Consider the following 20,539-nt stretch of genomic DNA (forward strand, 5'->3'; position numbering starts at 1 on the left):
ATGAGCACCGATCAGGAGCGCGCCCACCACCTTGAGAACCCCGACGGGAGCGGGCCGCCACCGAAGATCGACGTGGTCGGCACCGTGCCGGGGGCGCCGCCCGTGCCGGAGGGGGCCGAGGTGATGACGATCCTGGTCACCTCGCCGCCGAACAGCCCGGGACTGCCACCTCACCGGCACTCCGGCCCCGCGTTCGGCTTCGTGATCAAGGGAGCCGTCGACTTCGAGGTCGAAGGCGAGCCCGCGCGGGTCGTCCGGGCCGGTGAGACGTTCTGGGAGCCCGGCGGGGACGTGATCCACTACCAGGACGGCAACCATCTCACCGACGAGGAGACGGTGTTCGTGGTGACGATGTTCTGCGCGCCCGGACAGCCGATGCTGACCCTGGTCGAGCCGGAGGAACTGGAAGCGCGGCGGGACCGCCGCGCGCCGCGGCCGTGACCACCGGACAGGCGGTGCGGGGACCCGCGTCCCCGTCCGCCGCCGCGCGCTGAGAAGCGCCGGAGCCGGAGACGGGGGAGGTGGGAACCGGGTCCGATCCCCACCTCCGGTGCCGTCCGCTAGGCCGTACGGCCGTCGGCGCCGGGCCGGGGCGCGCCCTCCAGGGCCTCGATCGCGCCGAGCAGACCTCGCAGGCCCGTCTCCTCGCGTTCGGCGTCCATCGGGTCGAACAGCCACTCGGTGACCGGCAGCCCGAAGGCGGCCTCCGGATGGCTGGACTCGACCCGGTTCACCTCGATCTCCACCTCGGCCTCGAGTTCGTGCAGAAAGTCATTCCGGTCGCTCGGAGCGCTCATCGTTCCTCCTGTCTGCCTATCTGCCGGAGGCGGCGCTGCCGAGCCAGTCGCGGTAGCCGATCGTGCCGAGGGTGGCGCCGCCCTCCGGGACCAGTGACCGCTCGCTCAGCTCGCTGCCGAAGTAACGCGCGTGCGGGTCGGTGACCACCTCACGCGGGTCGCCCCAGGCGGCCAGCGCCTGACGGAAGAACTCGTCCATCCGGAACGATTCGGGCCCGGCGATCTCGGTCCTGCCGTTCAGCGGCGACCCCACCGCGGTCCGGCCGACAGCCTGGGCGACGTCGTCGCCCGCGATGGGCTGGAAGAGCACGGGCGCGATGTGCACCTGACCGTCCACCGTGGCCTCGTCGGCGATGCCGCGGGCGAACTCGAAGAACTGGGTCGAGTGCACGAGCGAGAACGGGATCCCCGACTTCTCGATCAGCCGCTCCTGGGCGATCTTCGCCGCGAAGTAGCCGTTGTCGGGCATGCGCTCCGTGCCCACGATCGACACCGCGACGTGGTGACCCACGCCCGCCGCCGCCTCCGCCGCGAGGAGGTTGCCGGTGGAGGTCTCGAAGAACCTCATCACCGCCTCCCTCTCGAACGACGGCGAGTTCGACACGTCGACCACCACCTGCGCGCCCGCCATCACCTCGGCCAGCCCCTCACCGGTCAGCGTGTCGACGCCGGTGCTCGGCGCCGCCGCAACCGCCTCGTGGCCGTGCTCGCTCAGCTTCCTCACCAGCTTCGACCCGATCAGGCCGGTTCCGCCGATTACCACGATCTTCATCGCGTTCCCTCTCCGTCCGCCGGGCCGCGTCGTCGCCACCCGGTCGCCAGCCAGGACCGGGCAGCCTCCGGGTTTGTGACGGCCGCCGCGGAATTCTTCCCGGATCACCGGCACGTCAGCGGCGGCGAGCCGAACCTTTGCCGCCTGTTCGCCCTGGTACGGCGGAGAACCCACGCCGGATGACCTCGCTCAGAGAATCTCCGTCGGATGACCCGCGGCGGAGGACGGTCGCCTCACCGCGCTCCGGCGCGGGCCCCGGCGGCGGCCGTCCACATCGTGACGGCGACCAGCAGAACGCAGACGGCCGCGATCGCGCCGACCACGGCGGCCACGCCGATCCAGGGCGCCGCGAGCGGCAGCGCCAGGACGGCGACGACGCATCCCGCGGTCGCGCCGGTGAGGAGGAGGGGCTCCGCGCTGACGAGCACGTGCACCGCCCACAGCAGGGCGAGGTACACACCCACCGGGACGGCGACCGCGTAGCCGAGCGCCAGCGGCGACACCGCGACGTCGTGCCCGCTCCGCTCCACCGCGACCTCCAGCCCGGCGCCGAGGGCCGCAAGGGCCGCGAAGATGCCGTAGTGGCCGTATCCCCACAGGTAGGAACGCCTGCGGCGGTCACTGAGACCGTCCCCCGCCGGTGCGAGGAAGTACAGCCACCAGAGAGCGAACAGCAGGACGAGGCCGGCGCCGGCGATCACGACGAGGCGACCGCCGGCCCCGCCCGTCTCAAGCGCTCCTCCGACCCCCCGGCTCGCGGCCAGGACGCTCTCCCCGAGCAGGATGATCGTGAACAGGCCGTAGCGCTCGGCGATGTGGTGCGGGTGCCAGCTGGTGGCCCTGATCCGCTCCGCCCACCACGGCACCGCGAGCTCGAAGGCGACCAGGAGGACGAAGGACGGCAGGCCGAAGGGGGAGGACAGGACCCCCGTCTCGATGAGGGCGAGCCTGGCCAGCCAGCCCACCTGAAGGAAGGCGATGCCGCCGGCGTAACGGAACGCGGTGCGCCGCCCCTCCGGGTCCTCCAGGCCGGCCCGCAGCCACTGGACGACGAGCCCGATCCTCATGACGAAGTAGCCCAGTGTGATGATCCCGTAGTCGGAGTGGTCCGCCGCCGCGGGCACGCCGGCGGCGAGGACCAGCACACCGGCCATCTGCACCATGGTCAGCAGCCGGTAGGCGACGTCGTCGGTGTCGTAGGACGAGGCGAACCACGTGAAGTTCATCCACGCCCACCAGATCGCGAAGAACACCTGGAGGAACGGCACCAGCCCGGCCAGGCCGTGACCGCCGGCGATGCCGTGCGCGAACTGCGCGGTGGCGGCCGCGACCGCGACCACGAAGGTCAGGTCGAACAGCAGTTCCAGCGGGCTCGAAACGCGGTGCGGCTCGTCCACGGCACGGGCGTTCATCCGGACCCGGATCCGGATCGTGGTGCCTTCTGAGGGCAAGGTCTCGCTCCTGTCGTTCCGCGACGTACGGTCGTCTCGAAGATAGACAGGGCGGCGTCCCGATCCGTGACGCGGCCCCGGGATCACGTACCCGCCGTCGACGGGACCGGCCGGCGGCCCCGGGATCGCGCGCCCGCCGTCGGGGAGACCGGTCATGGGACCGGTCAGGGGCCGGACGGGCGGCGGGACGCCCCGGCCGGATATGTCGGTCCCGGTCTGTACGTTGATGCCCTCGTCAGCACGTGATCCTTCGGATGGGAGTGGAACGGCGTGGGTGCTTGGGACAGCGGTCCTTTCGACAACGACTCGGCCGCCGACTGGTGCGGTGAACTGGGCGACGCCGCGCCGGAGGACCGGGCGGAAGTGGTCCGGCGGGCGTTGCTCGGCGCCGCGGAGTCCGCGGACTACCTGGAGGTGGACGAGGGATCCGCGGCGGTGGCGGCGGCGGCCGTCGTCGCGGCGGAGTGCTGCGGCGGTCCGCCGGTCACCTCGGCGTACGCGCCGGACTTCCTGCGGGAGGGCGGCGGGATCGGGCTCTCCGGCGACCTCGTGCCGCTCGCGCTGCGCGCGCTGGACCGCGCCCTCGGCGAGGACTCCGAGCTCTGGGAGCTGTGGGAGGAGGCCGACGGCGGCCGATCGCTGCTGGCGGAGGTCGAACCCCTGCGCGCCGCCCTCGTCCGGGGAGCCACCGGCTGAAAGCCCCGGGCGCCGTCCGCGGAGGCCGCGTACGGCGACGGGGCTGATCACCCGCGAAAGCCCAGGCCGTACGGCGGGTGGCCTGGTCTGGGTGGCGCGCCCCGCAGCGCGGTGTCTCAGGACATGGGAAACCCCCGAACCTACGGGTTCGGGGGTTTCGTCGTGTCGGGGCCTGCCTGGGGCCGGCGGTCGCGGGCGGGGTCGATGGTCAGGCTCGCGCGCCCGAACGGTCCCCCCGACGCCCCGGGCCGGTCGCTGTCCGATCTTCCTTGAGGAGCGTCGGGTCCTGAGGCCCTGCCACCTCGGCCGACGGGCATTTAGGACATCCGAATTAACACCATTGACATCTACGCAAAATGCCCCCTAGGTTTTGCGAAACGTTTCGACAACCGTATCGGCCCGGTTCGGGCCGATCGTGTCCAGGGCCGGAGTTCTATGACCTCGCTACGTGATGTCGCCGAGCGCGCACAGGTCGCCATCAGCACCGTGTCCGCCGCGCTGAACGGCACCCGCCCGGTCGCGGCGGCGACCAAGCGGCGCATCGAGCAGGCGGCCGTCGATCTCGGCTATCGGCCCAACCTGCTGGCCCGCGGCCTGCAGAGCAAGCGAACCAAGATCCTGGCGCTGTTCTACCCCGCTCCGCGTGGCGGCCTCGGCGTGACCGAGATGCAGTTCGCCACCGGTGCCGCCGAGGCGGCCAGCGAGCTGGGCTACCACCTGCTGCTGTCGCCCGAGAGCGCCGACCCGGTCGAGGAGCTGCGGCACATCACCGGTCTGGGGCTGGTGGAGGGCGTGCTGCTGATGGAGGTGCGGCTGGACGACGAGCGGCCGGACTTCCTGTCCGAGGCCGGGGTGCCGTTCAGCATGGTGGGGCGCACCCGCGACCCGGGCACGATCGACTACGCCGACATCGACTTCGCCGCCACCGCGCGCGAGGCCGTGGCGCACGTGGCCGGGCTCGGCCATCGCAAGCTGGCCTTCTTCAACCATTCGACCGGCGCGTACGCCGCCCAGTACGGCCCCACCATCCGGGCCGGCGAGGAGTTCGCGGCGGCCGCCCGGGAGGCCGGCATCGCCTACGTGGACGACCACCGCGCCGGCTCCGCCGAGGAGGGCGGCGAGGCGTTCGAGCGCCTCCTCGCCGCGCATCCCGACGTGACGGCCCTGGCCGTGATGGACGACCACGCGGCCGTCGGCGTGATCGCCGCTGTGGCCCGGCGCGGATGGCGGATCCCCGATGACCTGACGCTGATGCTGGTGCTCTCCTCGGAGCGCGTGGCGGAGATGTTCCATCCCAGGCTGACGGTGCTGGAGCCGCCCAGCGCCGAGCTGGGACGGCTCGGGGCGCAGATGCTCATCGACCGGTTGCGGGGTGACGGCCCGCCGCGGCAGCGGCTGGTGCCCTGCCGGCTGGTGGCCGGGGACAGCTCCGCGCCGCCGCGTGCGGAGGTCTGACATGGAACCGGGCATGCACACGCTCACCGAGGGCCGCGGCCTGCTGTTCGGCGGGGACTACAACCCCGAGCAGTGGCCGGAGCACGTGTGGGCCGAGGACGCCGAGCTGATGCGGGCGGCCGGGGTCAACCTGGTCACGGTCGGCGTGTTCAGCTGGGCGCGGATCGAGCCTGAGCCGGACGCGCGCGATTTCGCCTGGCTCGACAAGGTCCTCGACCTCATGGCCGCGAACGGCATCGGGGTGGACCTGGCCACCCCGACCGCCTCGCCCCCGCCGTGGCTGGGCCACCGCTGGCCGCAGACGCTGCCGGTCGACGAGTCGGGCCACCGCCTCTGGTACGGCTCCCGCAACCAGTTCTGCCCGTCCTCGCCGATCTACCGCGAGCGCGCCCTGGCCCTGGTCACCGACCTCGCCGACCGCTACGCGAGCCATCCGGCGCTGGCCCTGTGGCACGTCGGCAACGAGTACGGCCAGATCTGCCACTGCGACGAGTCCGCGGCCGCGTTCAGGACCTGGCTCCAGGCCCGCTACGGAGACCTGGCCACTCTGAACGAGGCGTGGGGCACCACGTTCTGGAGCCAGCGCTACTCCGACTGGGCCGAGATCGTCACCCCGCGCCGCGCCCCCTACCTCCACAACCCCGCCCAGCTGCTGGACTGGCGGCGCTTCTGCTCCGACGCGCTGCTCGACCACTTCCGCGCCGAGCGCGACGTGCTGCGCGAGCGCACCCCGGGCACGCCGGTGACGACGAACTTCATGGGCCTGTTCAAGCCGGTCGACTCCTGGGCCTGGGCGCGGGAGGAGGACGTCGTCTCCAACGACTGGTACCCCGACCCGGACGACCCGCTCTCCCCCGCGCGGGCGGCGCTGACGCACGACCTCATGCGCGGCCTGGCGGGAGGCCGGCCGTGGCTGCTGATGGAGCAGGCCACCGGAGCCGTCAACTGGCGGCCGCACAACCTGCCCAAGCCGCCCGGACGGCTGCGCCTGGAGTCGCTGCAGGCGCTGGCGCGCGGCGCGGACGGCCTGTGCTACTTCCAGTGGCGGGCCTCCCGCTTCGGCGCGGAGCGCTTCCACTCGGCGATGGTGCCGCACGCGGGGGCGGACACCCGGTTGCACGCCGAGGTGCGCGCCCACGGGCGGGAACTGCGCCGGCTCGCCTCCGTGGCGGGCACGCCGGTGCCCGCGCGGGTGGCGATGGTCTTCGGCTGGGAAAGCTGGTGGGCGCTGGAGGAGCGCGGCCTGCCCAGCGACCGGATCGACGCCGTGGACCAGTTGCTGAGCTACTACGTGCCGTTCTGGGAGCGCGGGGTCGCCGTGGACGTGGTGCCGCCGGGCGCGGACCTGTCGGCGTACGCGCTGGTCGTGGTGCCGAACCTGTTCCTGGTCGCCGACGAGGACGCCGCCGCGCTGACCGCGTACGCGCGGGGCGGGGGAGTGCTGGTGGTCGGGCCGTTCTCCGGGGTCGTGGACCCGCGGGCGCAGATCCGTACCGGGCGCTTCCCCGCGCCGCTGCGTGAGGTGCTCGGCGCGGCCGGCGAGGAGTGGCGGCCCGCCCCCGACGGCCCTGTGCGCTGCCGGTGGAGCGGCGGCTCCGAGTTCGCCGCGCGGACCTGGACCGAGCTGGTCGCCGCCGAAGGCGCCGAGACCGTGGCCGAGTTCGCCGAGGGTGACCTGGCCGGACGGCCCGCCGTGCTGCGGCACGCCTTCGGCGACGGCTCCGCCTGGTACGTCGCGACCATGCCCGACGAGAGCGCGCTCGCCGCGCTGGCCGGCCGGGTGCTGGCCGACGCCGGCGTCGAGGGCGTCCTGCCCGGCCTGCCGGTCGGCGTCGAGGCCGTGCGCCGCGGCGACGTCCTGTTCCTGCTCAATCACGGCGCCGCCACCGTGCGGGTGCCCGTTCCCGGCCTGGCCGACGACCTGCTGACCGGGTCCCCCACCGAGGGCCACGTCACCCTGGCCCCCCGCGCTGTCGCCGCGGTGCGCCCACGTGTTCACGCAGAACCTGGAGATCCCCATGCGTAGAAGAACGTTCCTCGTCTCGTCGGCGGCCACGCTGTTCCTGGCCGGCTGCGGTGCCGACGACTCCGGCGGCGCCGCCCCGGCCGCCTCTCCCATCGCCGGCGACGAGAACGCCCCGGCCAACCTGGTCTTCTGGAGCTGGGCGGAGAACATCCAGCGCGTGGTGGACCTGTGGAACCAGAAGAACCCCACGCAGAAGGTCACCCTGAGCGGCCAGGCCGCCAGCGACGAGCTGATCGCCAAGTTCCTGACCGCGGTCAAGGCGGGCAACGCGCCCGACGTGCTGCAGGCGGAGTACCAGTCGCTGCCGACGCTGATCACGAACAACGCCCTGCAGGACCTGACCGGTGCGATCGCGCCGGTCAGGTCGGCCTTCCCCGACGGCACCTGGAACCTGACCTCGTTCGGCGGCACCACGTACGCGGTACCCGCCGACGTCGGCCCGATGATGCTCTTCTACCGCGCGGACCTGTTCGAGGAGATGGGTCTGGAGGTGCCGAAGACCTGGGAGGAGTTCGGCGCGCTGGCCGAGACCGTGCGGAAGAAGAACGCCAAGCGCTACCTGACCACGTTCTCCCCCGGCGACGCCGGCTGGGTGGCCGGGTTCGCCCAGCAGGCCGGCGCCGACTGGTGGACCAACGAGAACGGCGCCTGGAAGGTCGCCATCGACGACGAGGCCACCCGCAAGGTGCTGGGCTTCTGGGGCGACCTGGTCGACTCGGGCGCGGTGCTCGGCGACCCGATGTACACCCCGCAGTGGAACGCCCAGATGAACGACGGCACGATCATCGCCTGGCCCGGCGCCGTCTGGGGCACCGGCGTCCTGGCGGGCGTCGCCCCCAAGGGCAAGGGCAAGTGGAAGATGGCCCCGCTGCCGCAGTGGAGCGCGGGCGAGAACGTCACCGGCTTCTGGGGCGGCTCGTCCACCGCCGTCAGCGCGACGTCGAAGCAGAAGCCGCAGGCCGCCAAGTTCGCCCGCTGGCTGAGCACCGACCCCGAGGCCCTGAAGGTGCTGGTCGAGATCGGCCTCTACCCGGCCGCCACGCTCGGCCAGACCTCCGGCGGGCTCGACACCGCGCCCGAGTACATGACGAGCCAGCCGGACTACTACGAGTCCGCCTCGAAGATCTCCCAGACCGCCCGCGGCTTCAGCAGCTGGGGTCCGAACACCAATGTCACCTACGGCCGGTTCGAGGACCTGCTCCCGACCGCGGTGAAGAACAAGGCCGACCTCGCGGCCGTGGCCACCCAGGTGCAGCAGGCCAGCGTCGCTGACCTGAAGAAGCAGGGCTACCAGGTCGTCGGCGGATGACCGGGAGGAGAACCCGCGCGCCGTACCTGATGGCGGCCCCGGCCGTCATCCTGTTCGTGGTCTTCATCCTGGTGCCGATCGGGTACGCGGTCTGGCTCAGCCTGCACGCCATGCGCGTGCGCGGCACCGGGTTCGGCATCCGGGCCGAGGTGTTCGTCGGCCTGGAGAACTATCTGGAGGCCGTCCAGGACACGGCGCTGTACGAGGCCATGCGGCACATGCTCGCCTACGGCGTGATCATGGTGCCCGCCACCATGGGCCTGGCCCTGCTGTTCGCGCTGCTGCTGGACGCCCCCAGGGTGGGCGGCAAGCGCGCGTCGCGGATCACGATCTTCCTGCCGTACGCGGTGCCGGGCGTGATCGCCAGCCTCCTGTGGGGCTTCATCTACCTGCCCGCGGTCAGCCCGGTCGGCGCGGCCTTCGAAGCGGTCGGGCTGGACGCGCCGGACTTCTTCGGCGACGTGTCGGTCTTCTTCTCGGTGGCCAACATCGCCGTGTGGGGCTCGGTCGGGTTCAACATGGTGGTGCTCTACACGACGCTGCGGGCCATTCCCAAGGAACTGTACGAGGCCGCCCGCCTCGACGGCGCCAGCGAGTGGCGGATCGCGTTGCGGATCAAGGTGCCGTTGCTGCGCCCGGCGCTCGTCATGACGTCGGTGTTCACGCTGATCGGCATGCTGCAGGTGTTCAGCGAGCCGGCCACGCTACGGCCGATGAGCAACACCATCACCCAGGACTGGGTGCCGTTGATGCGGATCTACCAGCAGGCGTTCGTGGACAACGACACCTATCTGGGCGCGGCCAGCTCGGTGCTCCTGGCGGGTGCGACGGTGCTGCTGTCGCTGGGCGCGCTGGTCGTCTTCAGGTCCCGGAGCGCGAGGAGCGAGCGGTGAGAGCGCGTACGAAGATCGTTCCCACGCTGATCCTCGCCCTCGGCGGCGTGTACGCGGTGCTGCCCCTGCTGTGGGTGATCTTCGCCTCGACGAAGTCCTCCGACGAGCTGTTCACCACGTTCTCGGGCTGGCCCAGCTTCAACGGCGGGTTCACGGAGAACATCGCGGCGCTCGGCTCGTACGGCGACGGCCGGTTCTGGCTGTGGATGCTCAACAGCCTCATCTACGCCGGCGGCGGCGCGTTCCTGACCGTGGTCATCTCGGCCGCGTGCGGGTACGCGCTGGCCAAGTACCGCTTCACCGGGCAGCGGCTGATCTTCGCCTCGCTGCTGGCCGGCGTGCTGGTGCCCGGCATCACCCTGGCCATCCCGCAGTACCTGCTGCTGTCGGAGATGAATCTGGTCGGCACCTACTGGTCGGTCATCCTGCCCAGCGTGATCAGCCCGTACAGCATCTACCTGTGCCGCATCTACGCCGAGGCGGCCGTGCCGGACGAGATCCTGGAGGCCGGGCGGGTGGACGGGGCCGGGGAGTTCCGGCTGCTGTGGTCGGTCGGCGTGCCGATCATGACGCCGGGGCTGGTGACGGTGTTCCTGCTGCAGTTCATCGGCATCTGGAACAACTTCCTGCTGCCGTACATCATGCTGGCGAACGACGACCTCTTCCCGCTCACCGTGGGGCTCTACTCGCTGCTCAACCGCGGCGCCTCCCAGCCCGCGCTGTACACGCTGGTGATCAGCGGCTCGCTGCTGTCGATCATTCCGATCGTCGCGCTGTTCCTGTTCCTGCAGCGCTTCTGGCGGCTCGACCTCGTGGCCGGCAGCGTCAAGGGCTGACCTCCTCAAGAACGGATCGACATGAAGTTCAAAGACGGCTACTGGCGGATGCGTCCAGGGGTGCGGGGCGACTACGCCACCGCGGCCTACGACGTGACCGCGGACGCCGGCTCGCTGCGCGTCCTCGCCCCCACGCGGGAGATCACCCGGCGAGGAAACACCATCGACGGGCCGGTCCTGCGTGTGGACCTGTCGTCCCCGATGCCGGACGTGATCCGCGTCCGCGCGGTGCACTTCGCCGGATCCGTGCCCGACGCGCCCGCCTTCGCGGTACGCGACGACGGCCCCGAGGTGAAGATCGCCGTGGACGGCGAGGAAGCCGCTCTGACCAGCGGCGGGCTCACCGTACGGGTGCGCAGGGACGCCCCGTGGGAGATGACGTTCAGCGCGGACGGGCGCGAGCTGACCCGCAGCGGCGGCAAGAGCCTGGGCGTCATGCACGACCCCGACGCCCGCCACTTCATGGTGGAGCAGCTGCGCCTGAGCGCCGGCGAACTGGTCTACGGCCTCGGCGAGCGCTTCGGCGCCCTGGTCCGCAACGGCCAGTCCGTCGACATCTGGAACGAGGACGGCGGCACCAGCAGCGAGATCGCCTACAAGAACGTGCCGTTCTACCTCACCAACCGCGGCTACGGGGTGTTCGTCAACCATCCCGGGCGGGTGTCGTTCGAGGTGGGCTCGGAGACGGTCTCACGGGTGCAGTTCAGCGTCGAGAGCCACGACCTGGAATACCTGATCATCCACGGGCCGGCGCCGGCCGACATCCTGCGCCGCTACACCGCGCTGACCGGCCGTCCGGCGCTGCCGCCGGCCTGGTCGTTCGGGCTGTGGTTGTCCACCTCGTTCACCACGGACTACGACGAGGCGACGGTGACGTCGTTCGTGGACGGGATGGCCGAGCGGGACCTGCCGCTGAGCGTGTTCCATTTCGACTGCTTCTGGATGCGGCAGTTCCGCTGGTGCGACTTCGAGTGGGATCCGGAGGTGTTCCCCGACCCCGAGGGCATGCTGCGGCGGCTCAAGGAGCGGGGGCTGAAGGTCTGCCTGTGGATCAACCCGTACATCGGGCAGGCGTCGGCGCTGTTCGAGGAGGGTGCGGCGGCCGGCCACCTGCTACGCCGCCCGGACGGCACGGTCTGGCAGGACGACCACTGGCAGGCGGGCCGGGCGCTGGTGGACTTCACCTCCCCGGCCGCCCGCGAGTGGTACGCGGGCAAGCTGCGCGGGCTGCTCGACATGGGGGTGGACGCGTTCAAGACCGACTTCGGCGAGCGCATCCCGACCGACGTCCTGTACGCCGACGGCTCCGACCCCGAGCGCATGCACAACTACTACAGCCTGATCTACAACCAGACCGTCCACGACGTGCTCGCCGAGCGGCGCGGGGCCGGCGACACGGTGCTGTTCGCGCGCTCGGCCACGGTCGGCGGGCAGCGGCTGCCGGTGCACTGGGGCGGCGACTGCGAGTCGACGTTCGAGGCGATGGCCGAGTCGCTGCGGGGCGGGCTGTCGCTGGGCATGGCCGGGTTCGGGTTCTGGAGCCACGACATCGGCGGGTTCGAGGGGCGGCCCGACCCGGCGGTGTTCAAGCGGTGGGTGGCGTTCGGGCTGCTGTCGTCGCACAGCCGGTTGCACGGCAGCCGGTCGTACCGGGTTCCGTGGTTGTTCGACGAGGAGTCGGTGGACGTGCTGCGCTCGTTCACGCGGCTGAAGGCGCGGCTGATGCCGTACCTGTACGGGGCGGCCGTGCAGGCCGCGGCCGAGGGCATCCCGGTGATGCGGGCGATGCAGCTGGAGTTCCCCGCGGACCGGGCCTGCGACCACCTGGACGCCCAGTACATGCTGGGACCGGACCTGCTGGTGGCGCCGGTGCTGTCGGCCGGGGGCGATGTCTCGTACTACGTCCCCGAGGGCGTGTGGACGCGGCTGCTCGACGGGGAGACCGTGTCCGGACCGGGCTGGCGTACCGAGCGGCACGGGTTCGAGAGTCTGCCGCTGCTGGTACGGCCGGGCGCGGTGATCGCGACCGGCGCCCGTGAGGACCGCCCCGACTACGACTACGCCGACGGCGTCACCCTGAACGCCTACCGGCCGGCAGACGGCGACCGCCGCGAGGTCACCGTGCCGGGCCGGGACGGCACCGCCGCGGCGGTGTTCGAGGTGTCCCGCACCGGCGACCGGGTGCGCGCCCGCCGCCTGGAAGGAGTGCCCGCCGTGTGGAGCCTGCTGCTCGCCGGGGTGCACGACGCCCGTCATCCGCAGGCTCAGCCGACGCCGGACGGGGTGCGGGTCACCGCCGATCCCGGCGCGGGAGAGATCGAGATCACCCTCCATGACCCCGTCCGGCGGACCGGCACGGCAGCTGAGGAGCAGCACGCATGACGACTTTCCCCGAGCATTTCCTGTGGGGCACCGCCACCGCCGCCTACCAGGTGGAGGGCGCGTGGAACGAGGACGGCCGCGGCCCGTCCATCTGGGACACCTTCTCCCACACGCCCGGCCTGGTGGCGGGCGGTGACACGGGTGATGTGGCGTGCGACCACTACCACCGCCTAGAGGAGGATCTCGATCTCCTGGCCGCGCTGGGCGTGGGCGCCTACCGGTTCTCAATCTCCTGGCCGCGGGTGCAGCCGGGCGGCACGGGACCGGTGAACCGGGCGGGCGTGGACTTCTACTCCCGCCTGGTGGACGGCCTGCTGGCCAGGAACATCTCCCCGGTGGCCACCCTCTACCACTGGGACCTGCCGCAGGAGCTGGAGGACGCGGGCGGCTGGCCGCACCGGGACACCGCCTCGCGCTTCGCGGACTACGCGCGGCTGGCGGGCGAGGCGCTCGGCGACCGCGTGCGCACCTGGATCACGCTGAACGAGCCGTGGTGCTCGGCGTACCTGGGCTACGCCTCCGGCGTGCACGCCCCGGCGCGGACCGAGCCGGCCGCCGCGCTGGCCGCCGTGCACCACCTCAACCTGGGTCACGGCCTGGCCGTGCAGGCGCTGCGCTCGACCGCCGCCGAGGACGCGCAGATGTCCGTCACGCTCAACCTGCACCACGTGCGCGGGACGTCCGAACGGGACGCCGACGCGGTGCGGCGCGCGGACGCGCTGGCCAACCGGGCCTTCCTCGGCCCGATGCTGGAGGGCTCCTACCCGCGCGACCTCATCGCCGACACCGCCTCGGTGACGGACTGGTCGTTCGTGCGGGACGGCGACGAGGCGACGGCCCGCCAGCCGCTGGACGTGCTCGGGGTCAACTACTACAACCCCACCCTGGTACGCCGGTGGGACGGTGACGGCCCCCGGGAGACCGCCGACGGGCACCAGGACGGTGCCGCCTCTCCGTGGATCGCGTGCGAGGACGTCGAGTTCGTCAAGCAGCCCGGCCCGTACACCGAGATGGGCTGGAACATCGACGAGACCGGCCTGACCGAACTGCTACTGCGCCTGCACCGCGACTACCCGGACATGCCCACGATGATCACCGAGAACGGCGCGGCGTTCCCCGACCCGGTGGCCGCCGACGGCCGCGTCCACGACGCGGACCGCATCGACTACCTGCACCGCCACCTGGCCGCCGTCAGCGAGGCCATCGCGGGCGGCGCCGACGTGCGCGGGTACTTCGTGTGGTCGCTGATGGACAACTTCGAGTGGGCTCACGGGTACGCCAAGCGCTTCGGCATCGTGCGCGTGGACCGCGAGACGATGGAGCGCACCTGGAAGGACAGCGCCCACTGGTACCGCGACGTGGTCGCCGCCGGCGAGCTGCCCGCTCAGGGCCTCGCGCGCCACGCCTGACACGAAGGTGTGACGCGCGATCCCCGGGGATGGCACGGTCGCCGGAGCCGGGGGCGCCGCTCTACGAGCGACAGCGGGCCGGACCCCACGGCGAATGGATCACGGTGTGTGCTGGCTCGGTGCGGGCGAGCGCTGGACGAGAATTCCAGAACGTATCCGGCCCCACATCACCGCAGGTCAATCCATGATCAAAGCGCGCCCTGCAGGATTCGAACCTGCGACCGTCGGATTAGAAGTCCGATGCTCTATCCAGCTGAGCTAAGGGCGCTCCCGCCTAATTGTGCATGATTCAGGAAGCGGTCACGCATCAGTTATCAGGCTGTGTTGTGAGGATCACTGTAGGGGATCCGGAGGCCGTCCGGTGCGCTGAGCGTCAGCAGGTCGGCGGCGCGCCCCGGAAGGCGGGAGTCCTCCGGGGTCGAACCCCGATCCGATGGGATCCGGGGTGGGCCGGACCCGGGGGCGGGCGAGGACCGAACCCGGGTCCGGCGTGAGCCGGGCCGAGGTCCGGTGCGGCTCGGGCCGAGGGCGCGACGGGGGCCGGGCGGCCGGACGGGTTCGCACGGACGCGTTCCCGGCCGCCCTCGCGCGGGTCTACCCTCGTATGCCATGTCCGCTGTCACGGCCCACGAGGAGATCCCCTTGCTGGGCGGTGACGTGACCTGCGGGGTGGTCCGGGTCGGGGAGACCGTCCGCAGGCCCGTCCGGCCGTCCACACCCGCGGTCCACGCTCTGCTGCGGCACCTGGAGGCGTCCGGGTTCGACGGCGCGCCCCGGGCGCTGGGAACGGACGAGCGGGGCCGGGAGATCCTCTCCTACGTCGAGGGCCGCTCCGCTCCCAGGCCGCTGCCCGGTTACGCGCTCACCGACGAGGCGCTGGCCGCGCTGGCGGTCCTGCTGCGCCGGTTCCACGACGCGGCGGCGGGTTTCACCCCGCCGCCGCGCGCCGTGTGGGAGGCGGGTTCCAACGACGACGCGGCGCCGGAGCTGGTCGGGCACTGCGACGTCAACCTCGACAACGTGATCTTCCGTGACGGCCTGCCCGCGGCGCTGATCGACTTCGACATGGCCCGGCCGACGACCCGGCTGTTCGACGTGGTGACCACCCTGCGCCACTGGGCGCCGCTCGCCGACCCGCTGGACCTGGAGCCGCTCCAGCGCTCCCTGCCGGCCGGGCCGCGGCTGCGGCTGTTCTGCGACGCGTACGGCCTGGCCCCCCGCGACCGCCGCCGCCTGCTCGACCTCGCCCGCCTGCGCTTCGGCCGCTCCTACCACGTCATGCGGACCAGGGCCGTCACCGCCGGCGGCGGCTGGGCCCGCATGTGGGAGTCGGGCGCGGGGGAGCGTATCCGCCGGGCGCTCGCCTGGCTCGACACCCATCATGATGAGCTTCATGCCCATCTCCTCTGACCGTCCTTCCTTCTCCTCCGGGGGCCTCTTCGCAAGCCTCTCCGCAGGCACCGTCACCGGTCTCTCCGCAGGCACCTCCGCCGGTCTCTCCGCGGGTCTCTCCTCCCGGTCCTTCCTCCGGCGGACCCGCGCCGGAGGAAGGACCCGGCGGGTCTCCTCGCGGGGAGCCCTCGGGGTGAGGCCCGGCCGGGCCGAGGCGTTCGGCGTGCTCGCCGGCGTCGCCCTCGACGCGCTGCTCGCCGACCCCCGGCGCGGCCACCCGGTGGCGCTGTTCGGCCGGGCCGCCGCCGCGCTGGAGAGGCGCCTGTACGGCGACGCCCGCCCCGCCGGGATCCGTCACGTCGCCGCCTGCGTCGGCCCGGTGGCGCTGCTCGGGCTCGCCGCGGCCCGGACGGCGGACCCGCGGGTCCGGGGCGCGCTGACCGCGGCGGCGACCTGGGCGGTGCTGGGCGGCACCACCCTGGGACGGGAGGGGGCCGCCATGGCCGGGCTGCTGGAGTCCGGCGACCTCGCCGGGGCCCGGCGGCGGCTGCCGCACCTGTGCGGGCGCGACCCGTCCCGGCTGGAGGCGCCCGAACTGGCCCGGGCCACCGTCGAGTCGATCGCGGAGAACACCTCCGACGCGGTCGTGGCGCCGCTGTTCTGGGGCGCGGTCGCCGGGATCCCGGGCCTGCTGGCCTACCGGGCGGTCAACACCCTCGACGCGATGGTGGGCCACCGCAGTGCGCGCTACGAGCGGTTCGGCTGGGCCGCGGCCCGGCTCGACGACGTGGCCAACTACGTCCCGGCCCGGATCACCGGGCTGCTGACGGTCCTCGCCGCCCCGCTGGCCGGCGGCTCGGCCCGGCGGGCGGCGGCCGTGCTGCGCCGGGACGGCCACCGCCACCCGAGCCCCAACTCGGGCCGGTGCGAGGCGGCCTTCGCCGGGGCGCTGGACCTCACGCTCGGCGGCGTGAACGTCTACGGCGAGCGCGTGGAGCACCGCCCGGAGATGGGCGACGGGGCCAAACCGTCGGTCGCGGACATCCGCAGGTCCGTACGGCTGGCACGGGCGGTGAACCTCGCCGCCGCGGGCCTGGCCGCCGCCGCGCTGCTCGCCCGCCGTACCGGACCGGTGGACGGACGGCCCGCGCGCCGGGCGGCCGGGCGATGAGCCGGACGGTATGGATGGGAACGGATGGAAAAGACGGGAAGGTGCACCGTTGAAGGGCACGCTGCTGGTCGCCGGGACCACCTCCGACGCGGGCAAGAGCGTCGTCACCGCCGGGATCTGCCGCTGGCTGGCCCGCCAGGGGGTCAAGGTCGCGCCGTACAAGGCGCAGAACATGTCCCTCAACTCCTTCGTCACCGCCGACGGCGCCGAGATCGGCCGCGCGCAGGCGATGCAGGCCGCCGCGTGCGGCCTGGAACCCGCGGCCGACATGAACCCGATCCTCCTCAAACCGGGCAGTGACCGGCGCAGCCAGGTCGTGGTCATGGGACGGCCGCTGACCGACGTCGACGCGATGGAGTACCGCGACCTCAAGGACCACCTCCGCACGGTCGCCGTCGACGCGCTGGAACGGCTGCGCGCCCGCTACGACGTCGTGGTCTGCGAGGGCGCGGGCAGCCCGGCGGAGATCAACCTGCGCGAGGGCGACATCGCCAACATGGGCCTGGCCCGCGCCGCCGGCCTGCCGGTCGTCGTGGTCGGCGACATCGACCGTGGCGGGGTCTTCGCCGCGCTGTACGGGACGGTGGCCCTGCTGGAGCCCGCCGACCAGGCGCTGATCGCGGGATTCGTGGTCAACAAGTTCCGCGGGGCCCGTGAGCTCCTCGAACCGGCCCTCGGAATGATCCGGGAGCTGACCGGCCGGGAGGTCTACGGCGTGCTGCCGTGGCTGGAGGGCGCGTGGCTGGACGCCGAGGACTCCCTCGCCCTGGACAACCGCCCCGCGGTCGGGACGCGTCCGCCGTACGGCCGGCAGACCCTGCGGGTCGCGGTGGTCAGGCTGCCGCGTATCTCCAACTTCACCGACGTCGACGCCCTGGCCGCCGAGCCCGGGGTGACGGTCCGTTTCGTCACCTCCCCGGCCGAGCTGGACGACGCCGACCTGGTGGTGCTGCCGGGCTCCCGCGCCACGGTCTCCGACCTGGCCTGGCTGCGTGCGACCGGCCTGGCCGACGCGCTGCCCGGCCGGGCCGTGCTGGGTGTCTGCGGCGGCTACCAGATGCTCGCCCGGACCATCCACGACGACGTCGAGTCCGGCGCCGGCCGGGTGGAGGGGCTGGGCCTGCTGCCCGCGACGGTGGTGTTCGCCGCGGACAAGACGCTGGGCCGGCCGGTCGGCGCGGCGTACGGCTGTCCCGTCGCGGCCTACGAGATCCACCACGGGGTCGTGACACCCGAGGGCGGCGAGCCGTTCCTCGACGGCTGCCGCTCGGGCACCGTCTGGGGCACCACCTGGCACGGGGCCCTGGAGAACGACGGTTTCCGCCGGGCGTTCCTGGCCGACGTGGCGGCGGTGACCGGCCGCGACTTCGTGCCCGCCCCGGACGTCTCCTTCGCCGCGCTGCGCGAGGAGCGGCTGGACGCCCTGGGCGACCTGGTCGAACACCACCTGGACACCGGCGCCCTGCTCCGGCTCCTGGAGGGCGGGGCGCCGGAGGGCCTGCCGGTCCTGCCGCCGGGCGGCGCCGGGGGAGCGCCGTAGCGGGTACGGCGCCCCCTGCCGCCGGACGGTGCCGGGAGCGCCGTGGCGGGACCGCCGGCCCACGCGTCCGGCGGCCCGCGCGTCCGGGGCCCGCGGGACCGCCCGCCCGCGCGTCCGGCGGTCCCGCCGCGGCGGCGTCAGCTCACCGGCGCCTCGTGCCCGGCCCGGACCCGGGCGGACAGGAAGCGGGCGGCCTCGCCGAGTGCCTCGTCGGCCTCGTCGAGGCGCCCGGAGTGGTTCTGGAAGACGTGCGGCACCTGCGGCCAGACCCGCAGCGTGACCTCCACGTCGTCCGCGGCCGCGCGCCCGGCGAGCCGGACGGCGTCGTCCAGCAGGAGCTCGTTCGAGCCGGCCTGCACCAGCAGCGGGGGCAGGCCCCGCAGGTCGGCGAAGATCGGGCTCGCCAGCGGGTGGGCGGGGTCCTGACCGGCCAGGTAGCGGGTGGCGAACGCCTGGACCGCCTCCCGGGTGAAGATCGGGTCGATGCCCTCCTTCGTGCGCGTGCTCCGCCCGCCGAGCGTCAGGTCGGTCCACGGGGAGAGGACGGCGACGCCCGCCGGCTGCGGCAGTCCGGCGTCACGGGCCGCGACCAGGGTGGCGACGGCCAGCCCGCCGCCGGCGGAGTCTCCGGCGAGCACCAGTTCCTCCGGGCGCACCCCCTCGTCGAGCATTGCCCGGTAGGCGGCGAGGCCGTCGTCCACCACGGCGGGGAAGGGGTGCTCGGGGGCCAGCCGGTAGTCCAGGGACGTCACGCGCAGCCCGGCACGGAGTCCCAGCCGGGCGGCGAGCCCCGCGTGCGTGCCGGGCGACCCCAGGACGTAGCCGCCGCCGTGGAGGTAGAGCAGCCGCCTGCGGCCGGTGGCGGCGGCCGGGGTCAGGTCGAGCGCGGGACGGCCGCCGAGTACCGTCTCGTGCGCCGTGACGTCGTCGGGCAGGGGCCGGGAGAGGGCGCCGGCGAATCCGGCACGCTGCTCGGCCAGGGCCGGGTTCGGGTTGGCGGGCGCGTTGCGGTGCAGGGCGTCGACGGCCTCGCGCTGCGAGCGGGTCATCCGGGCCTCCGTGGTGTCGGGGATGAGAGGATGCATTCCTTGGAATGCACTTGCGATCCTCAACCCGATTCCAGGGAAGATGATTCCTGGGAATATATTGGAGCGGAAACTGTGACGCACATCACTCGCCTGTTCACCGACCTCGTCCGTGCCGAGACCCGGTTGTACAACGCGGTGAGCGACCGGCTGCGCGCCGAGCACGGCATCGGCCTGGGACAGTTCGAGTTCCTGGAGATCATCGACGACCGTCCCGGATGCCGGGTGCTCGACATCGTGCGCGAGATCGGGATCACCGTCGGAGCCGTGAGCAAGGGCGTGGACCGGCTGGAGAGCGCGGGCCTGTGCGTGCGCGCGGCGCATCCCGAGGACCGGCGGTCCTCCGTCCTCAGCCTCACCCCGGAGGGCGCCCGGATCCTGGCCGCCGCCCGCCCCACCGTCGAGGACGAGCTGACCGCCCGCACGGCCGCCGTCCCGGCCGCCGACCTCACCCGGACCGCCGCGACGCTCGCCACTCTGCGCGCGGCGCTTGAGGAGCACCAGCGGGACGGGGCCTGAGGCCGGTTCCCGCCAGGTGCGGTGTAGGGGCCGGACGCGGATCACGGTGCGGGGGCCGGACGCGGGTCGCGGTGCGGGGGCCGATCACGGATCTGGGGCCGGGCGCGGCTCATGGGTGGGCGTGGCCCGTCGTGGCGGCGATGATCGGATTCTCGCCGTGGATCCCCACAGAACCCCGCGGAATCCCGCATTTCACGCGATCCTGGTAAGCGAACCGCACAGCGTCGCCGAGGAGCGGAATGCCGGGACTGGAAGCCGTCGTCGCCGCGGCCGGGAAGGCCGTCGCCGAGCGCGCCGTACGGGAGGGGCTGGCCGCGCGGGCGGACGGGGCGGAACGGAAGGCCGACCTCGCGACGCTGATCCGCAGCGGGTTCCCCGACCGGTTCGTCCGGCGAAGCCTCGAACGCCAGCTGGAGGCCATCGCCGACGGGGTGGAACGGCGGCTGGCCGTACTCGTCGAACGGGAGTACGGCGGGCTCACCGAGAACGACCGGGCGGCGGTCCTGCACGAGGTGCTGGCCGCTTTGAAAGCCGCCGACCTCACCGACGGCGCCGTCCTGGCGGCCGACATGGACCCGATCAAGCTCGCCGAAGCCGTCCGGACCGGGCTGCCCGACCCGGCCCGGCAGCTCGGCGAGGCCGGGGGGCGGCTGTACGACGTGCTGCTGGAAGAGTGCCTCGACTGCCTCGTCCGGATCGTCCAGCAGCTCCCGCAGTACCTGCCGCGGGCCGCCACCGAGACCCTCGGCCGCCTGTCGGCCGTCGAGGAACGGATCGCCGACCTCGGGCGGCACGTCTCCGCGGCG

General features: G+C 72.9%; 17 protein-coding genes, 1 tRNA gene and 1 pseudogene. 14 read left to right on the plus strand and 5 right to left on the minus strand.

Features of this window, described 5'->3' with window-relative positions; genetic code table 11:
* Complete coding sequence (locus ACZ6W9_RS28520; RefSeq protein ID WP_389966123.1) at window positions 1-441, plus strand: cupin domain-containing protein; 441 nt, start codon at window positions 1-3, stop codon at window positions 439-441.
* A gap of 119 nt (window positions 442-560) precedes the next feature.
* Here ACZ6W9_RS28520 and ACZ6W9_RS28525 read toward each other — a convergent pair whose 3' ends face one another.
* The 3 genes from ACZ6W9_RS28525 to ACZ6W9_RS28535 all read right to left on the minus strand — a co-directional run bounded on the left by ACZ6W9_RS28525 (window position 561) and on the right by ACZ6W9_RS28535 (window position 3,020).
* On the minus strand, window positions 561-797 hold the full coding sequence (locus tag ACZ6W9_RS28525; RefSeq protein ID WP_389966120.1) for a hypothetical protein: 237 nt from the start codon (window positions 795-797) through the stop codon (window positions 561-563).
* 16 nt (window positions 798-813) lie between these two features.
* Window positions 814-1,569: an SDR family oxidoreductase gene (locus ACZ6W9_RS28530; protein WP_389966117.1), complete on the minus strand. Its 756-nt coding sequence runs from the start codon at window positions 1,567-1,569 to the stop codon at window positions 814-816.
* Window positions 1,570-1,802: 233 nt separating this feature from the next.
* On the minus strand, window positions 1,803-3,020 hold the full coding sequence (locus ACZ6W9_RS28535; RefSeq protein ID WP_389966114.1) for a low temperature requirement protein A: 1,218 nt from the start codon (window positions 3,018-3,020) through the stop codon (window positions 1,803-1,805).
* 270 nt (window positions 3,021-3,290) lie between these two features.
* On the opposite strand from ACZ6W9_RS28535, the gene ACZ6W9_RS28540 reads away from it, so the two are divergent.
* From ACZ6W9_RS28540 to ACZ6W9_RS28575, 8 genes are all read left to right on the plus strand, one after another.
* Entirely contained in the window at window positions 3,291-3,716 is a 426-nt protein-coding gene (locus tag ACZ6W9_RS28540; RefSeq protein WP_389966111.1) for a DUF4259 domain-containing protein, read from the plus strand.
* A 435-nt stretch (window positions 3,717-4,151) separates the two neighbouring features.
* Entirely contained in the window at window positions 4,152-5,171 is a 1,020-nt protein-coding gene (locus tag ACZ6W9_RS28545) for a LacI family DNA-binding transcriptional regulator (protein WP_389966108.1), read from the plus strand.
* Between the two features lie 13 nt (window positions 5,172-5,184).
* The gene (locus ACZ6W9_RS28550; RefSeq protein ID WP_470120496.1) at window positions 5,185-7,197 is read left to right on the plus strand and encodes a beta-galactosidase; all 2,013 of its coding nucleotides are present in this window, start codon (window positions 5,185-5,187) and stop codon (window positions 7,195-7,197) included.
* Complete coding sequence (locus tag ACZ6W9_RS28555; protein ID WP_470120498.1) at window positions 7,190-8,506, plus strand: ABC transporter substrate-binding protein; 1,317 nt, start codon at window positions 7,190-7,192, stop codon at window positions 8,504-8,506. The genes ACZ6W9_RS28550 and ACZ6W9_RS28555 overlap by 8 nt, the downstream gene beginning before the upstream one ends.
* Window positions 8,503-9,399, plus strand: coding sequence for a carbohydrate ABC transporter permease (locus tag ACZ6W9_RS28560; RefSeq protein WP_389966099.1), 897 nt, complete (start codon window positions 8,503-8,505; stop codon window positions 9,397-9,399). Before ACZ6W9_RS28555 ends, ACZ6W9_RS28560 begins: the two co-directional genes overlap by 4 nt.
* Window positions 9,396-10,235: a carbohydrate ABC transporter permease gene (locus ACZ6W9_RS28565; RefSeq protein WP_362930238.1), complete on the plus strand. Its 840-nt coding sequence runs from the start codon at window positions 9,396-9,398 to the stop codon at window positions 10,233-10,235. Before ACZ6W9_RS28560 ends, ACZ6W9_RS28565 begins: the two co-directional genes overlap by 4 nt.
* Window positions 10,236-10,256: 21 nt before the next feature.
* Window positions 10,257-12,617 carry an alpha-xylosidase gene (gene yicI, locus ACZ6W9_RS28570; protein ID WP_470120500.1) on the plus strand — a complete coding sequence of 787 codons (2,361 nt, stop codon included), beginning with the start codon at window positions 10,257-10,259 and terminating at the stop codon, window positions 12,615-12,617.
* A complete protein-coding gene (locus ACZ6W9_RS28575; protein ID WP_389966092.1) occupies window positions 12,614-14,026 on the plus strand; it encodes a GH1 family beta-glucosidase in 1,413 nt (470 codons plus the stop codon). The genes yicI and ACZ6W9_RS28575 overlap by 4 nt, the downstream gene beginning before the upstream one ends.
* Before the next feature lie 194 nt (window positions 14,027-14,220).
* Here ACZ6W9_RS28575 and ACZ6W9_RS28580 read toward each other — a convergent pair.
* Window positions 14,221-14,294, minus strand: a tRNA-Arg gene (locus ACZ6W9_RS28580).
* A gap of 341 nt (window positions 14,295-14,635) precedes the next feature.
* Between ACZ6W9_RS28580 and ACZ6W9_RS28585 the strand changes: the two genes are divergently transcribed.
* The 3 genes from ACZ6W9_RS28585 to ACZ6W9_RS28595 all read left to right on the plus strand — a co-directional run bounded on the left by ACZ6W9_RS28585 (window position 14,636) and on the right by ACZ6W9_RS28595 (window position 18,129).
* On the plus strand, window positions 14,636-15,436 hold the full coding sequence (locus ACZ6W9_RS28585) for a phosphotransferase (protein ID WP_470120502.1): 801 nt from the start codon (window positions 14,636-14,638) through the stop codon (window positions 15,434-15,436).
* Between the two features lie 175 nt (window positions 15,437-15,611).
* Window positions 15,612-16,589: a cobalamin biosynthesis protein gene (locus tag ACZ6W9_RS28590; RefSeq protein ID WP_470120504.1), complete on the plus strand. Its 978-nt coding sequence runs from the start codon at window positions 15,612-15,614 to the stop codon at window positions 16,587-16,589.
* A gap of 10 nt (window positions 16,590-16,599) precedes the next feature.
* Window positions 16,600-18,129 carry a cobyric acid synthase gene (locus ACZ6W9_RS28595; RefSeq protein WP_470120506.1) on the plus strand — a complete coding sequence of 510 codons (1,530 nt, stop codon included), beginning with the start codon at window positions 16,600-16,602 and terminating at the stop codon, window positions 18,127-18,129.
* Between the two features lie 137 nt (window positions 18,130-18,266).
* On the opposite strand, the gene ACZ6W9_RS28600 is transcribed toward ACZ6W9_RS28595, so the two are convergent.
* Window positions 18,267-19,214: an alpha/beta hydrolase gene (locus tag ACZ6W9_RS28600; RefSeq protein WP_470120508.1), complete on the minus strand. Its 948-nt coding sequence runs from the start codon at window positions 19,212-19,214 to the stop codon at window positions 18,267-18,269.
* A 75-nt stretch (window positions 19,215-19,289) separates the two neighbouring features.
* Between ACZ6W9_RS28600 and ACZ6W9_RS28605 the strand changes: the two genes are divergently transcribed.
* Both ACZ6W9_RS28605 and ACZ6W9_RS28610 read left to right on the plus strand, forming a co-directional pair.
* Window positions 19,290-19,733 carry a MarR family winged helix-turn-helix transcriptional regulator gene (locus ACZ6W9_RS28605; protein WP_362930252.1) on the plus strand — a complete coding sequence of 148 codons (444 nt, stop codon included), beginning with the start codon at window positions 19,290-19,292 and terminating at the stop codon, window positions 19,731-19,733.
* 239 nt (window positions 19,734-19,972) lie between these two features.
* A pseudogene (locus ACZ6W9_RS28610) lies at window positions 19,973-20,503 on the plus strand (NACHT N-terminal Helical domain 1-containing protein); the annotation flags it as partial.
* Window positions 20,504-20,539: the final 36 nt, after the last annotated feature.

The organism is Streptosporangium sp. NPDC053982 (assembly GCF_055585205.1).